Source organism: Bisbaumannia pacifica (assembly GCF_007989625.1).
Taxonomy (GTDB): Bacteria; Pseudomonadota; Gammaproteobacteria; order Pseudomonadales; family Halomonadaceae; genus Bisbaumannia; species Bisbaumannia pacifica.
Genome location: NZ_BJUK01000063.1, coordinates 1 through 14,079, shown reverse-complemented (window position 1 = coordinate 14,079; position 14,079 = coordinate 1). Strand labels below are relative to the sequence as shown.

13 protein-coding genes are annotated in these 14,079 nt (G+C 67.9%); 1 reads left to right on the top strand and 12 read right to left on the bottom strand.

Annotation, left to right across the window (positions count from 1 at the left end):
- Positions 1–67: 67 nt before the first annotated feature.
- Positions 68–871 carry an ABC transporter permease gene (locus HPA02_RS16800; protein ID WP_146804355.1) on the bottom strand — a complete coding sequence of 268 codons (804 nt, stop codon included), beginning with the start codon at positions 869–871 and terminating at the stop codon, positions 68–70.
- Positions 862–1,497 (bottom strand): ABC transporter ATP-binding protein, encoded by a 636-nt coding sequence (locus tag HPA02_RS16795; RefSeq protein ID WP_146804354.1) that lies wholly within the window; start codon positions 1,495–1,497, stop codon positions 862–864. Before HPA02_RS16795 ends, HPA02_RS16800 begins: the two co-directional genes overlap by 10 nt.
- Before the next feature lie 152 nt (positions 1,498–1,649).
- Here HPA02_RS16795 and arsB point away from each other — a divergent pair, with 152 nt between their 5' ends.
- Positions 1,650–2,723: an ACR3 family arsenite efflux transporter gene (gene arsB / locus HPA02_RS16790; protein WP_146804353.1), complete on the top strand. Its 1,074-nt coding sequence runs from the start codon at positions 1,650–1,652 to the stop codon at positions 2,721–2,723.
- Between the two features lie 20 nt (positions 2,724–2,743).
- Here the strand turns inward: arsB and HPA02_RS16785 are convergent, their stop codons facing one another.
- From HPA02_RS16785 to HPA02_RS16740, 10 genes are all read right to left on the bottom strand, one after another.
- Complete coding sequence (locus tag HPA02_RS16785; RefSeq protein WP_146804352.1) at positions 2,744–3,088, bottom strand: metalloregulator ArsR/SmtB family transcription factor; 345 nt, start codon at positions 3,086–3,088, stop codon at positions 2,744–2,746.
- 124 nt (positions 3,089–3,212) lie between these two features.
- Positions 3,213–4,451: an organoarsenical effux MFS transporter ArsJ gene (arsJ, locus tag HPA02_RS16780; RefSeq protein ID WP_146804351.1), complete on the bottom strand. Its 1,239-nt coding sequence runs from the start codon at positions 4,449–4,451 to the stop codon at positions 3,213–3,215.
- Positions 4,444–5,460 carry an ArsJ-associated glyceraldehyde-3-phosphate dehydrogenase gene (locus tag HPA02_RS16775; RefSeq protein ID WP_146804350.1) on the bottom strand — a complete coding sequence of 339 codons (1,017 nt, stop codon included), beginning with the start codon at positions 5,458–5,460 and terminating at the stop codon, positions 4,444–4,446. The genes arsJ and HPA02_RS16775 overlap by 8 nt, the downstream gene beginning before the upstream one ends.
- 90 nt (positions 5,461–5,550) lie before the next feature.
- On the bottom strand, positions 5,551–7,197 hold the full coding sequence (locus tag HPA02_RS16770) for a methyl-accepting chemotaxis protein (RefSeq protein ID WP_146804349.1): 1,647 nt from the start codon (positions 7,195–7,197) through the stop codon (positions 5,551–5,553).
- A gap of 279 nt (positions 7,198–7,476) precedes the next feature.
- Positions 7,477–8,313 carry a phosphate ABC transporter ATP-binding protein PstB gene (pstB, locus tag HPA02_RS16765; protein WP_146804356.1) on the bottom strand — a complete coding sequence of 279 codons (837 nt, stop codon included), beginning with the start codon at positions 8,311–8,313 and terminating at the stop codon, positions 7,477–7,479.
- 34 nt (positions 8,314–8,347) lie between these two features.
- Positions 8,348–9,514: a phosphate ABC transporter permease PstA gene (gene pstA, locus HPA02_RS16760; RefSeq protein ID WP_146804348.1), complete on the bottom strand. Its 1,167-nt coding sequence runs from the start codon at positions 9,512–9,514 to the stop codon at positions 8,348–8,350.
- 18 nt (positions 9,515–9,532) lie between these two features.
- Positions 9,533–10,789 (bottom strand): phosphate ABC transporter permease subunit PstC, encoded by a 1,257-nt coding sequence (pstC, locus tag HPA02_RS16755; RefSeq protein WP_146804347.1) that lies wholly within the window; start codon positions 10,787–10,789, stop codon positions 9,533–9,535.
- A 103-nt stretch (positions 10,790–10,892) separates the two neighbouring features.
- Positions 10,893–11,918: a substrate-binding domain-containing protein gene (locus HPA02_RS16750; protein WP_146804346.1), complete on the bottom strand. Its 1,026-nt coding sequence runs from the start codon at positions 11,916–11,918 to the stop codon at positions 10,893–10,895.
- Positions 11,919–12,040: 122 nt separating this feature from the next.
- Positions 12,041–12,769, bottom strand: a complete 729-nt coding sequence (locus HPA02_RS16745; RefSeq protein ID WP_146804345.1) for a sulfite exporter TauE/SafE family protein — start codon at positions 12,767–12,769, stop codon at positions 12,041–12,043.
- Positions 12,762–13,946, bottom strand: coding sequence for a Bcr/CflA family multidrug efflux MFS transporter (locus tag HPA02_RS16740; RefSeq protein ID WP_146804344.1), 1,185 nt, complete (start codon positions 13,944–13,946; stop codon positions 12,762–12,764). The genes HPA02_RS16745 and HPA02_RS16740 overlap by 8 nt, the downstream gene beginning before the upstream one ends.
- Positions 13,947–14,079 lie beyond the last annotated feature (133 nt).

Here is a 14,079-nt window from a genome sequence, read left to right as displayed (position 1 = left end):
GGTCGATTAAACGAGCCCCTGCGCCTCCCATTCCCCACCCCCGCGCCCGCCTACCCGGCGGGCGCCGTTATTTCCGCGGCGGCGCCAGGCGCTTCAGGCGCAGCCGCTCGCGCTTGTCGAACAGCCGCCGGCTGCCCATCGATACCGCCGCCAGGGCGCCGAAGCCGGTGCCCAGGGTGATGGCAAACATCACCAGGATCTGATACTTCACCGCCAGGGCCGGCGGGCTACCGGCCAGGATCTGGCCGGTCATCATGCCCGGCAGGCTCACCACGCCGGCGGCGGCCATGGCGTTGATCATCGGCATCAGGCCGCTGCGGATGGCGTCGCGGCGGATATCCTCGATGGCCCGGGACCAGGGCTGGCCCAGCATCAGGCGATTCTCGATCACCCCGCGCTGCTGCCAGGCACCGTCGGTGAGGCGATCCAGGGCCAGGGCGACCCCGGTCATGGTATTGCCCAGCAGCATCCCCAGCAGGGGAATGGCGTATTGGGGCCGATACCAGGGCTCGGGACCGATGATCACGGTCAGGGTCAGCACGGTCACGGTGAAGGAAGAGAGGAACATCGCCAGGGTACCGATGCCGAAGCCCCAGCCCCCGAGGAAGCGCCGCTTCTGTCGCGCCACCACCTCGCGGCCGGCGATCAGCAACATGGCCAGGGCCATCAGGGTCACCCAGAGCAGGCGCTCGGCGGCGAACAGCGCCTCCAGCACCAGGCCAATCAGCGCCAGCTGGATCACGGTGCGCAGGGCGGCGAGCAGCAGGCCGCGGCTCATTCCCAAGCGCATCGCCGCCGTGCAGCCGGCCAGGCCAATCACCATGACGGCGGCCAGGGCCAACTGCCACCAGGCCAGGGGGATCACTGCCATGGGCGGGTCTCCCTCTCGACCAACCGATGGCCCTCGATATGCCAGTGGCGCTTCGCGACCCGGGCGATCTGCCCTGGATCGTGGGCCACCCAGAGGGTCGGCCAGCCCCGCTCGCCGAGGCGTTCGCGCAACCAGGCCTCCACCGCCCGGGTCATGGCCTCGTCCAGGTTGGCGGTAGGCTCATCCAGCAGCAGGGCCGCGGCCTCGTCCGGGCGCTCATCCAATACCGCCACGGCCCGCAGCAGCGCCAGGCGCTGTTTCTCCCCGGAGGAGAGCCTGGCCACCTCCCAGCCCAGTACCTCGTCCGCGAAGCCCAGGGCGGCGAGATCCGCCTCGCTCGGCGCCACCGCCAGATGCTCCTCGACCCGCTCCGCCCACCAGTGGCTCTCGGCGGGCACCAGCATCACCCGGGCCCGCCAGCGATGCGCCGGCAACGACGAACGCGCGGTGTCGCCCAGCCAGGCCTCGCCCTCATGGGGCTCCAGGTCGGCGATGGCACGCAGCAGCCGACTCTTGCCGCTGCCGCTGGCCCCGGAGAGGCAGAGCACCTCGCCGGGTGCCAGGGTCAGATCCACGCCCACCAGGGCACCGATGCCCAGGGCCTCGAGTCTCAGGGCCTCGCCCATATCACTTCCCTCTGATCCAAGGTGGCCTCTCCGCCTACACCGGCTCGCGGGCCGGCGCGGCCACGGTTGGCCCCCCAACGGTTTACACATACGCCTATGCGTATATCATTAAGCGAAACACCCTCGATCCACGTCTTGCTCCGGAGCCTCCCATGCCCCCATCCACGAGTTCTCAAGCCCCCAGCACCGCCGAGAGCATGGGATTGTTCGGGCGCTTCCTCTCGCTCTGGGTGGCCCTGGCCATCGGCGCCGGCGTACTGCTCGGCCAGGTCGCCCCGGCCATCCCCGAGACCCTGTCGCGCTTCGAGGTCGCCCAGGTGTCGATCCCGGTGGCGGTACTGATCTGGGCGATGATCTTCCCGATGATGGCGCAGATCGACTTCGCCGCCGTGCTGGGGGTGCGCCGCCAGCCCAGGGGGCTGATCATCACCACCACGGTGAACTGGCTGATCAAGCCCTTCAGCATGTTCGCCATCGCCTGGTTGTTCCTGATGGTGATCTTTCGCCCGCTCATTCCGCAGGAGCTGGCCAGCCAATACCTGGCCGGGGCCATCCTGCTGGGGGCGGCGCCCTGCACCGCCATGGTCTTCGTCTGGAGCACCCTGACCCGCGGCGACGCCGCCTACACCCTGGTGCAGGTGGCGCTCAACGACCTGATCATGCTGTTCGCCTTCGCCCCCATCGTGATCCTGCTGCTCGGCATCTCCGATATTCAGGTGCCCTGGGACACCGTCGCCCTGTCGGTGCTGCTGTATATCGTGATTCCGCTGGCGGCCGGCGTCATGACCCGACGCACCCTGATCAAGCGCCATGGCCTCGAGTGGTACGACAACGTCTTTATGAAACGTATCGGTCCGGTGACACCGATCGGGCTGATTACCACCCTGGTGCTGCTGTTCGCCTTCCAGGGTGAGGTCATCCTCGAGGCGCCGCTGCATATCGTGCTGATCGCCATCCCGCTGATCCTCCAGACCTTTCTGATCTTCTTTATCGCCTACGGCTGGGCCAAGGCCTGGAAGGTGCCACATAGCGTCGCCGCCCCCGGGGCGATGATCGGCGCCAGCAACTTCTTCGAGCTGGCGGTGGCCGCCGCCATCGCCCTGTTCGGCCTGCAGTCCGGGGCGGCACTGGCCACGGTGGTGGGGGTGCTGGTCGAAGTGCCACTGATGCTGGCCCTGGTTCGTATCGCCAACCAGACTCGGCACCACTTCCCCAGCACCGCCTAGGCCCTGCACTCGAGACCGCCTCAGCAGAGCGCGTGGCGTCGCTCCGGGCGATTGCCCATGCAGCCGAGCCGGGCCTGGAGGGCATCGAGGCGTGCCCCCTCCCCTGCCTCGGCGGCCGCGAGGACCCGGCCAACCCAATCGGGCAGGGTCTCGGCCAGGCGGTAGTAGACCCACTGGCCGTCGCGGCGGTCGCTGAGCAGCTCGCAGGCGCGCAGCTGGGCCAGGTGACGGGAGACCTTGGGCTGGGAGGCCTCCAGGGCGTGGGTCAGCTCACAGACGCAGAGCTCCCCCTCGCGGTGAATCAGCAGCACCAGCAGCAGGCGCGTCTCATCCCCCAGGCACTTAAACAAACGAATGGCTTCCAATTATTGCCTCCTTCGAGGGCATCAGACGGCTGGCATGGCAAGGTCGCCCAGGCACTTGAACAAACGAATGGCTTCCAAGCATTGCCTCCTTCGAGGGCATCGGGCGGATCGCTTCCCCATGATATCAGGCGGAGCGTCGCGGCAACCCCAGCGCCAGCAGGGCACTGGCCGCCACCAGGGCCGCGGCCACCCATAGGCAGGCGCCAAGCCCATGCTGCATATAGAGCCAGCCCGACAGCAGGGTGCCGATCAACCGCCCCATGGCATTGGCCATATAGTAGAAGCCCACGTCCATGGAGACCCCGTCGGCCCGGGCATAGTGGACGATCAGGTAGCTGTGCCAGCTGGAGTTGACGGCGAAGAGCACGCCGAAGGCTAGCAAGCCCAGCACCAGCCAGGAGACCGCTTCCAGCGGCAGCAGCGCCAGCCCCACGCCGAGCAGCGCCAGGGCCGCCGCCCAGCCGGCGGTGAGCAGGCGCGCCTCGCCGTGAACCAACCGGGTCAGCCGCGGCGCCTGGGTCTGCACCCCGCCATAGCCGATCACCCAGATCGCCAGCAGCCCCCCCACCGTCCAGTGGCTCCAGCCGTGCTGGTCATAGAGGAACACCGGCAGGGCCACCACGAACCAGACGTCCCGGGAGGCGAACAGGCAGAGCCGCGCCGCCGAGAGCACGTTGACCGCCCGCGACTGGGAGAACACCTCACGGAATTTGGGCTTGTGCTTGACCCGCCCCAGGTCGGCCCTGAGCCGCCACAGCGACAGCCCCAGCACGACGGCGAGCATCAGCGCCATGGCCAGCACCGCGCCCCGGAAGCCGATCAGCGTCAGCAGGGCCCCGCCGAGGAAGAAGCCGGCACCCTTGAGGGCGTTCTTGGAGCCGGTGAGGATCGCCACCCAGCGGTAGAGAGCGCTGCCGGCGCCGGGGCTGTCCTGGGGCACCAGCACCTTGACCGCGCTCTTGGCGCTCATCTTGTTGAGGTCCTTGGCGATCCCCGAGAGCGCCTGGGCGGCCATCACCCAGGGCACGGTCAGCGCCGCGGCGGGCACCATCAGCATCGTCAGCGCGACGATCTGCAGGCCGAGGCCGACGTTCATGGTGCGATTGAGCCCGAGGCGCGCGCCCAGCCAGCCCCCCACCAGGTTGGTCACCACGCCGAAGGCCTCGTAGAAGAGGAACAGCAGGGCCACCTCCAGCGGCGAGTAGCCGAGCCGGTGGAAGTGGAGCACCACCAGCATGCGCAGGGCGCCGTCGGTGAGGGTAAAGGCCCAGTAGTTGCCGGTGATCAGCAGGTACTGGCGCACCTCGAAGGGCAGCGCCCGCAGCCGGGCGCCCAGCGACGCGTCCCCTCCCCCGCTAGCCATGGGCCACCTTGAGCGCCAGCTCGGCGGTGCGGTTAGCGTAGCCCCACTCGTTGTCGTACCAGGCGTAGAGCTTGAGCTGGGTGCCGTTGACCACCAGGGTCGAGAGCGCGTCGATGATCGAGCTGCGCGGGTCGGTACGGTAGTCGATGGAGACCAGCGGCCGCTCCTCGTAGCCCAGGATACCGGCCAGTTCGCCCTCGGCGGCGGCCTTGAGCGCGGCATTGACCTCCTCGGCGGTCACCGCCCTCTCCAGCTCGAAGACCATATCGGTGAGCGAGGCGTTGGCCAGCGGGACCCGCACGGCGTGGCCGTTGAGCTTGCCCGTGAGCTCCGGGAAGATGGCGGTGATCGCCTTGGCGGAGCCGGTGGTGGTGGGAATCAGGCTCATGCCGCAGGCCCGGGCCCGACGTAGATCCTTGTGGGGCGCATCCAGAATGCTCTGGGTATTGGTGATGTCATGCACCGTGGTCATGGCGCCGTGGCGGATGCCGTAGGTCTCATGGATCACCTTGACCACCGGCGCCAGGCAGTTGGTGGTGCAGCTGGCGGCGGTCACGATGCGGTGCAGCGCCGGGTCATAGCGGTCGTCGTTGACCCCCATCACCACATTGAGCACCCCCTCCTCCTTGACCGGGGCACTGACCACCACCCGTTCGACGCCCTGATCCAGGTAGGCCCGGAGCTTCTGCGCCGTCTTCATCTTGCCGGAGCACTCGATGGTTACTTGGCAGTTCGACCAATCACTGTCGCCGATGGCGGTATGGGCGCTGAAGGGAAGCGCCCGGCCATCGATCACGATGGCATCACCCTCGGCACGGATGCCCTGCCCCGGGCTCCAGCGGCCGTGCACGGAGTCGAACTCCAGCAGGTGGGCGAAGGTGGCGGCGTCGCCGCCCGGGTCGTTGATGCGCGTGATCGTCACCTCGCCGGCCGCGACCCGCGCCCACAGGGCCCGCAGGGTCAGGCGACCGATACGCCCCAGGCCATTGATACCGATAGTGATTGCCATCTCGGGCTCCTCTCGAAAAAAACACCGAGGGGCGGGCCCCGAGGCCCGCCCCAAAGACATATGGATAATAGCATATATGGATGGCGTTATTTACTGCGCGAGGGCCGGTAACCGTGTCGCCTCATCCTGCGTCGCCGCCAGGGCCTCCCAGTCGGGGGCCGCCTCGTCCGTGACCGGGTCGGCATCGAGGCGGAAGCCCCGGGCGTAGGCCTGCATGCCCTCGGCCTCGCCCTCCAGGCGCTGGGCGCCGTCGGCGGCCCGCTCCACCAGGCGGGCGCTGTCCCGGGTCGCCGCCTGCATCTGCGCCATGGCGCCATTGACCTCGTCGATGCCCGCCTGCTGCACCCGGGAGGCGTCGTGGATTCGCGCCATCAGGGCATTCACCCGCTCGATGGCGAGGATGATCTCGCGGGTGTGCTCCACCGCCTCCCGGGAGAGCTCGCCACCCGCCGCCACGCTCTGCCGGGAGGCCTCGATGCGCCCGCGGATCTCCTTGGCGGCGTGGTCGCTGCGCGAGGCCAGCTCGCGCACCTCCTTGGCCACCACCGCGAAGCCGCGCCCCTGGTCGCCGGCCCGGGCCGCCTCCACCGAGGCATTCAGGGCCAGGATATTGGTCTGGAAGGCGATGCTCTCGATCAACGCGACCATGCCGGCGATCTCCTCGGCGTGGGACTGGATCGTCTCCATGGTATCGGCGAAGCGGGTGATCACCGCCTCGCCCTCCCGGGCGCGCCGGGTGGCGCCCTCGGCGGAGCGCCCCACCTCGTCGGCGGTGGTCACGTTGCCGGCCACGGCGCGGGTCAGGTGGGCCAGGTGGTCGGCGGTCTGGGCCTGGGCCGCGCCCTGCTGCTGGGTCTGGGCGGCCAGGGCGGCATTGTCCTCGGCCATGCGACGGCTGGCCTCGTGGACGCCCTCGCTGCCCCGGCGCAGGTGGCTCACCGTCTCGGTCAGGGAGGCCTGCATGGTGGACAATTCGGCGAACAGCTGGCCGATCTCGTTGCGGCCACGCGCCTCGATGGGCGCCGAGAGGTCCCCCTCGGCGATGCGCCGGAAGTGCCCTACCACCTCGCGCAGCGGGCGAATCACGTTGCGGGTCACGCCCCACAGCACCAGGCCGATCAGCAGTGCCGCCGCCGCCAGGGTGGCCAGCAGGCTGACCCCGAGCCAGTCGGCCAGGCGCCGGAACTGGGCGGCCAGGGCCTGGCCCTCGCCGGCGGAGGCGGCGAAGAAGTCGTCGGCCTCGGCCATAAAGGCCTGGCTACTCTCGGAGACCCGGGACTGGCCGGAGCGATAGCCGCCATGGTCGCCGTCCTGGAGCAGCATCAGCTGCAGGCTCAGGTTGTTGTCCACCAGCGACTGGTAGCGCTGACTCAGGGCTTCGATGGCCGCCTCCTGGCTGGCCGCGGGGGGCACCGCCCGGAAGCGCGCGAAGGCCGCCTCGGCGGAGCCCAGCAGGGCCTCGGCCCGCTCGATGGCCGGCCCCGGCCGCTCGAAGGCCGGGGTGCGCAGCAGCTCGGCGGCGCGATCCATCTCGATGCGCGCCCGCAGCACGTCGATATAGGCGCGATTGAGGGCCTGGGCCTGCTCCACGTTGAGGCGATTGAGGGTACCGAAGGCCTCGCGGCTGGTCTGGTTGGAGAACAGGCCGAGCAGGCTGGCGCCGAGGATCAGGATGGCGAAGGCGGCCAGGACCAGCGACCAGCTGACCCTGACCGTCATGTTTTCGAAGCGAAGCATGGGCTCTCCGGAGCGGGTAATCGACACTCTATTAGTAACAGCGAATTATTACGGTCGAGTGTCATGGCTCGCCCAGACGACGACGGGGAGGCCCATCGGCCTCCCCGTCATCTGACATTCAGGAGCAACTCGGGAGCTATCCTGGGGGAAAGCCCTCGCAAAGACGCGGTAAACCCTTCCCTGGGCGCTCGGCATTCTCGTCCCTGATAATGACGCTTTGCTCCGTCATACCCCCAGCGCTCCCTGAATCATATCAACGAGAATGGCTTGGGGCCCCGCTTAGCCGTAACGGCCGGTGATATAGTCCTCGGCCTTCTTGGTGGCGGGGTTGGAGAACATCGTCTTGGTGTCGTTGTACTCGACGATCTCGCCCAGATGGAAGAAAGCGGTGTAGTCCGCCACCCGCGCCGCCTGCTGCATGTTGTGGGTCACGGTGACGATGGTGAACTGCTGCTTGAGCTTGTCCATCAGGTCTTCGATGGTGGCGGTGGAGATGGGGTCCAGCGCCGAGGTGGGTTCGTCCATCAGGATGACGTCGGGCTGCACGGCGATGGCCCGGGCGATGCACAGGCGCTGCTGCTGACCCCCGGAGAGAGAAGTGCCCGGCTCGTGGAGCTTGTCCTTGACCTCGTTCCACAGGCCGGCGTCGCGCAGCGCCTTCTCCACCAGCTCGTCCTGCTCCGCCTTGCGGCTCACCAGGTCGTGCATGCGCGGCGCATAGGCGATGTTCTCGTAGATCGACTTGGGGAAGGGGTTGGGCTTCTGGAAGACCATGCCCACCCGACGACGCAGGGCCACCTCATCCATCTTGGTGGCGTTGACGTCGCGGCCATCCATCTCCACCAGGCCCTCGATGCGCACGCTGGGGATCAGGTCGTTCATGCGGTTGAGGCAGCGCAGGAAGGTCGACTTGCCGCAGCCGGAGGGGCCGATCAGGGCGGTGACGTTCTTCTCGAAGAGGTCGATATTGAGGTTCTTGAGCGCCTGGGTCTGGCCATACCAGAGGTTGAGGTCGCGGACCCGGATGCTCAGGTCATGGCAGGCCTGATCGTTACGGGTATGCGGCTGCCCCACCTGGGGCGCGGTACCGACGGTATGACGGGGAGCGGCTTGCATATTCATGGAGAGTGTCCTCTGTAACGCGCCGGGCTTACCAGCGACGCTCGAATTTCTTGCGCAGTACCACGGCGGTGGCATTGAGGAAGATCAGGATCGCCAACAGCACCAGGATGCCCCCGGCGGTCTTCTCGACGAAGGCCTTGTCGGGTTCCCCCGCCCAGGTGAAGATCTGCGCCGGCAGCACGGTGGCCGCATTGGTGAAGGTAGCACTGACATCGGGGATAAAGGCCACCATGCCGACGATGATCAGCGGTGCGGTCTCGCCCATGGCCTGGGCCAGGCCGATGATCGACCCGGTCATGATGCCGGGCATGGCCAGCGGCAGCACATGGTCGCGCACCACCTGCCAGCGCGAGCAGCCGACACCGAAGGCGGCGTGGCGGATGGAGTCCGGCACGCTGCGCAGCGCCGTGCGGGTGGCGATGATGATCACCGGCAGGGTCATCAGCGCCAGCGTCATGCCGCCCACCAGGGGCGAGGAGCGCGGTACGCCGAAGAAACTGATGAAGATCGCCAGCCCCAACAGACCGAAGAGGATCGAGGGAATCGCCGCCAGGTTGTTGATATTGATCTCGATGATCTGGGTCAGGCGGTTGTCCGGGGCGAACTCCTCGAGATAGACCGCGGTCATCACGCCGATCGGGAAGGCGATGGCCAGGGTCACCAGCATGGTCATCACCGTGCCCAGGGCGGCGGCGAGGATCCCCGAGGCCTCGGCCATCTTGGAGTCGCCGCTGGTGAAGAAGGTGGTATTGAACTTCAACGCCACATTCCCCTCCTCCGCCAGCCGATCGACGGTGGCCTGCTGCGCCGCGTTGAGGCGATGCGTGTGCCCCTTGAGGTACTGATCCACCTGGGCATTGGCCAGCACCCAGCGGGTCTCGGTGGTGCCCAGCAGTTCGGGATCATCGGCCAGCATGCCGGGAATCAGCCGCTCGAAGGTGCGGCTCACCAGCCGCGACACCTCGGGGTCCAGGGCCGCCCGCCCCATGCGGGTGGCGTCCTCGTTGTAATCGAGCTCCACGCGGATCTGCGCCTGCTGGAAGGCCGGCAGCCCCTTGCTGAGCATATCGGCGAAGAACAGCACCAGGAACAGGCCGGCCAGCCCCAGGGCCCCCATGGAGAGCCACTTCAGCCGCGCCGACTTGCGGTGGCGACGCTGGAGCTGGGCGCTGATCTCGTCGAAGGATTGACTCATCTCGCTAGGTCCTCGGGGTTAGAGGTTGTTGACGCGGTACTTCTCGCGGAAGCGACGGATCATCAGCACCGACACCAGGTTGAGCGTCAGGGTGACGGCGAACAGCACCAGGCCCAGGGCGAAGGCGGAGAGGGTCTCGGCACTCTCGAACTCCAGGTCCCCGGTCAGCGCCGCCACGATGCGTACCGTGACCGTGGTCATGTCTTCCAGCGGGTTGGCGGTGAGGTTGGGGCGCATGCCGGCGGCCATCACCACGATCATGGTCTCGCCCAGCGCCCGGGAGACCGCCAGCAGGGAGGCCGAGATGATCCCCGGCAGGGCCGCGGGAATCACCACGTCGCGGATGGTCTCGCCCTTGGTCATGCCCAGCGCCAGGGAGCCCTGACGCATGCTGTCGGGCACCGAGTTGATGACGTCGTCGGAGAGCGAGGAGATAAAGGGGATGATCATGATGCCCATCACCACCCCCGGCGCCACGGCGTTGTTGAAGGAGGCATCCAGGCCGAAGACGCCCGCCAGGTCGACGATCAGCGGCGCCACGGTGATGGCGGCGAAGAAGCCATAGACCACGGTGGGAATGCCGGCCAGGACCTCCAGGGTCGGCTTGGCCAGGGTGCGCACCCGCTTGGGGGCGAACTCCGCCATGTAGATGGCCGCCAGCAACCCCACGGGAATCGCCACCAGCATGGCGATGGCGGTGATCATAAAGGTGCCGGCGAACAGCGGCACCGAGCCGAACTGGGCGGCGCTGGCGCCCTCGTCGGCGCGACCGGCGGCGGCCAGGAAGCTGGCCCCCGGGTTCCACACCGTGCCGGTGATAAAGTCCCAGAAGCTGTGCATCTGGAAGAAGCGCAGCGCCTCGAAGATGATCGAGAAGAGGATGCCGAAGGTGGTGAAGATGGAGATCAGCGCCGCCCCCACCAGGATCCAGCGAATCACCCGCTCGATGGCCTGGCGGGCGTGGAAGTCCGGCTTCACCTGACGCACCCCCACGGCCAGCCCCAGGGCGGCCACGGCCAGGCTGCCGGCGAGCAGGTAGAGGGGCGGAATCTCGGCGCCCAGCAACAGCATCAGGAAGGCGCTCAGCCCCCCCACCAGGATGGCCGGCCCGGCAGTGGTGAGCACCGCGAACCAGGCATACTGATCGGGCTGGGCGAACATGGCCGTGCCGCCGGCGCGCACCCGCGCGGCCTTGGCACGCCCCAGGAAGAAGGCTATCAGCCCCAGCAGTAACAGCACGCCGCTGAACAGTGCAAGGAGTTGATCGGTCTGCATAGGGTTCTCTCGGTATCGAATAGGACGGCGGGCGGCGCCGTAACGTGCGACGGCCGGCAGCCTGGGCTGCCGGCCGGGTCAGGCGTCCTTGCCCGACGCCACCTTAGAGGTCGGCGACCTGCAGGGTGCCACGCTGGGCGACCCGCTCGCGGGCCATCTCGCGCTCGGCTTCCGGCAGCGGGATCAGGCCGATATCGGTCAGGTAGCCACCCTCGCCGATCATGGTCTCGGAGACGAACATGTCGACGTACTCATACAGCGGCGGCACCTCCTCGGCGTGCTGGTTCTTCACGTAGAAGAACAGCGAGCGGGCGATGGGGTAATCGCCGGCGCTGATCGCCTCGGGGGTGGCCTCGACGCCATCGATGTGGCTGGCGGACAGGCTGTTGGCGTTCTCGACCAGGAAGGAGTAGCCGAAGATGCCGAAGGAGTCGGTGTCTTCGGTGAGGCGCTGGACGATCAGGTTGTCGTTCTCGCCAGCATCGATATAGGCGCCATCGGCGCGAATCTCGGTGTAGCCCTCGCCGCCGTAGGCCTCCATCTCCTCGGAGACGGCTTCCATCACCAGCTCCTCGAAGGCGTCACGGGTGCCGGAGGTGCTGGGCGGCCCATAGACGGAGATCTCGCGATCCGGCAGGGAAGCGTCGATATCGCTCCACTTGGCGTAGGGGTTGTCGACCAGCTCGCCATCCACCGGCACCTGGGCGGCCACCGCCAGGAACAGCTGCTCCAGGGTCAGGTCCATGCCCGCGTTGGTGCTGGACTGGGCGAAGACGATGCCGTCGGAGCCGATCTTCACCTCGGTGACGTCGGTCACGCCGTTCTCGGCACAACGCTCCAGTTCGCTGGACTTGATGCGACGCGAGGCGTTGGTGATGTCCGGGGTACCCTCACCCACGCCGTTGCAGAACAGGCGGATGCCGCCACCGGAACCGGTGGACTCGATGACCGGGGTCGGGTAGCTGGTCACCGCACCGAACTCCTCGGTGACGTAGCTGGCGAAGGGGTAGACGGTGCTCGACCCCACGATGCGGATCTGGTCGCGGGCCTGGGCCACGCCGGCGACACCCATCACGGCGGCGGCGATCACCGTGGTCTTGAAAGCGCGGCTCTTGAGGATACGGTTCATGCGAGTCACTCCTGTCGGTCGAAGAGGTTCTGCCTTGACGTGAGGACACTCTGCCCGACGAAAATGACAGCTTCGTGACAGGGAAAGACCGAGAGAAAAAATGCGCGGACGCCCCGCGCCACCTAGAACAGCAGCAGCAATGCCGCCAGGGAGCAGACCGTCAGGGAGCCATACTGAATGGCCCGGGCATCCAGGCGCGGCGCCAGCCAGGCACCCAGCAGGTGACCGATGAGGATGGCCGGCAGGAAGCTCAGCGCCAGTTGCAGGTGCCAGGCGCCGACCCGCCCCGCCAGGGCCAGCAGCGCCAGGGTCAGGCTGGCGGTGACGATAAAGTAGGCGGCCAGGTTGCCACGCAGGCGATCCGGCGGCAGGCCGTGCAGCAGCAGCGCTAGGGGCGGGCCGCCGATGGCCGCCACGGTACCGAAGATCCCCGACACCACTCCGGCGCCGAACAGGCTGGCGCGGTTGACCGGCAAGCGGAAGCGCCCCAGGGTGATCGCCACCGCGCTGAGCACGATCAGCGCGATCACCTTCTCGAGTACCACCAGCGGCGCGGCCACCAGCAGCCACAGCCCCAGGGCGTTGCCCGGCAGGCGCCCCACCAGGGCCGGGACGAAGGCGTCGAGGCGGATCTCCCGGGAGTAGCGGCGCACCATCATCAGCGACACCAGCAGGCCGAAGATCACCAGGATCACCGGCACCAGCCGCGGCTCCAGCAGCAGCAGCAGCGGCGCCCCCACCACCGCCAGGCCGAAGCCGGTGACGCGCTGCACCAGGGCCCCCAGCATCAGTACCAGGGCACACCCCGACCAGCTAACGAGGGACAACCCCCAGGACAGCGGCTCAGGCATCCGCCCTCCGCGGGGCCAGCAGGCGCAGGCCCAGGTTGCCGATCAGGCTGGCGCCGAGCATGGTCAGTACCATGGGCCACAGGCTATCCACGGCGAAGGCGCCCACCAGCACCCCGGCGATGGCCCCACTGCAGAACTGGATGCTGCCCTGCAGGGCCGTGGCGGTAGCGCTGATGGCATAGAAGTGATCGAGCAGCGAGGTGATGGCATTGGGGGCCACCAGGCCGATGGTGCCGGCGAAGAGCATGATCAGCGGCACCATCAACCACAGCGACGCCAGGCCGCTGGCCACCAGCGTCACCAGGCCCAGCCCCGCGGCCAGCTGGATGGCGAGCCCCAGGCGCAGGTTCTGCTGCGGCGAGCGGTGGCGCAGCAGGCGAATATTGAGGCGATTGGAGGCCAGCATGGTCACCACATTGGCGCCGAACAGCAGCGGGTAGACACCCGGCGAGACGCCGAAGTGGTGCAGGTAGACGAAGGGCGAGGCGGTGATAAAGGCGAACAGTCCCGAGAAGGTCATGGACGCCGCACAGATATAACCCAGGCTCTCGCGGTGACTCAGCACGCTGGCGTAGTTGCGCAGCACCTGACGCGGCGAGGCCGCCGGCCCCTGTCGGCGCCGGGTCTCCGGCAGCTTGGTGCCCAGCAGCCACAGCAGGAAGGCGGCATAGGCGGCGAGGAAGGCGAAGATCAGCCACCAGTCGCCCAGGTGCAGCAGGCCGCTGCCCACCGCCGGGGCGACCAGCGGCGCCAGCAGCATGATCATGGCCATGGTGGACATCACCTTGGCCGCCTCGCGGCCGCTGAAGCAGTCGCGCACGATGGCCGCCGAGTTGACCACCGTGGCGCCGCCGCCCAGGGCCTGGACGAAGCGCCAGGCCAGCAGCGTCGTCAGGGACTCCACCTGGGTAATGGCCAGGCTGGCCAGCAGGAAGACCACCAGCCCCCCCAGCAGCACCGGCTTGCGACCGATCCGGTCGGACAACGGCCCGAACAGCAACTGCCCCAGGGCGAAGCCGGCCAGGAAGGTGGAGAGCGACAGCTCGGTATGGTGAATGCTGGCGCCGATGGTGGCGGCCAGGGCGCCCATGGCGGGCAGGTAGGCATCGATGGCGAAGGGTGCCAGGGCGGTATTGGCGGCCACCAGCAACGCCAGGCGGCGAGGATCGAGGAGCAAGTACACCTCCAGGGGGAAAGATAGGTTGCTAATTATACCCGCGATCGCCCCAGCCGCCCAGCCTGTGGCTCCGCTTGTCCAGACTAGTCACCACTGGGATAGCCAAGGGGCGCTGGGGACAGGCCGGAGCAAA

Coding starts and splice junctions, on each gene's coding strand:
- HPA02_RS16795 (WP_146804354.1), bottom strand. CDS start 1,497: ATGGGCGAGGCCCTGAGACTCGAGGCCCTGGGCATCGGTGCCCTGGTG.
- pstC (WP_146804347.1), bottom strand. CDS start 10,789: ATGCAGACCGATCAACTCCTTGCACTGTTCAGCGGCGTGCTGTTACTG.
- arsB (WP_146804353.1), top strand. CDS start 1,650: ATGCCCCCATCCACGAGTTCTCAAGCCCCCAGCACCGCCGAGAGCATG.
- pstA (WP_146804348.1), bottom strand. CDS start 9,514: ATGAGTCAATCCTTCGACGAGATCAGCGCCCAGCTCCAGCGTCGCCAC.
- HPA02_RS16775 (WP_146804350.1), bottom strand. CDS start 5,460: ATGGCAATCACTATCGGTATCAATGGCCTGGGGCGTATCGGTCGCCTG.
- arsJ (WP_146804351.1), bottom strand. CDS start 4,451: ATGGCTAGCGGGGGAGGGGACGCGTCGCTGGGCGCCCGGCTGCGGGCG.
- pstB (WP_146804356.1), bottom strand. CDS start 8,313: ATGCAAGCCGCTCCCCGTCATACCGTCGGTACCGCGCCCCAGGTGGGG.
- HPA02_RS16800 (WP_146804355.1), bottom strand. CDS start 871: ATGGCAGTGATCCCCCTGGCCTGGTGGCAGTTGGCCCTGGCCGCCGTC.
- HPA02_RS16770 (WP_146804349.1), bottom strand. CDS start 7,197: ATGCTTCGCTTCGAAAACATGACGGTCAGGGTCAGCTGGTCGCTGGTC.
- HPA02_RS16750 (WP_146804346.1), bottom strand. CDS start 11,918: ATGAACCGTATCCTCAAGAGCCGCGCTTTCAAGACCACGGTGATCGCC.
- HPA02_RS16745 (WP_146804345.1), bottom strand. CDS start 12,769: ATGCCTGAGCCGCTGTCCTGGGGGTTGTCCCTCGTTAGCTGGTCGGGG.